General features: G+C 62.9%; 1 protein-coding gene. It reads right to left on the reverse strand.

All coding sequences use genetic code 11. From position 1 onward, the window contains the following. Window positions 1-232 (reverse strand): ABC transporter permease subunit (locus AC0IW9_RS32150; protein ID WP_471652327.1); only part of this gene is annotated, 232 nt, incomplete at both ends.

Genomic DNA, 232 nt, shown 5'->3' on the forward strand with positions numbered 1-232 from the left:
TGGCCAGGTAGCCGATGCCGGAGCTGGCCGAAATGGTCTCGGCCACGATCAGGGTCAGCCACATAAAGCCCAGGGCAAAGCGCACGCCGACCAAAATCGAGGGCAAGGCGCCCGGCAGAATGACTTGGCGGAACAGGCCGAAGCCCGACAAGCCGTAGCTGCGCGCCATCTCCACCAACGCCGGGTCGACGTTGCGAATGCCGTGGTAGGTGTTGAGGTAAATGGGGAACAC

The organism is Belnapia sp. AC561, from assembly GCF_979252845.1.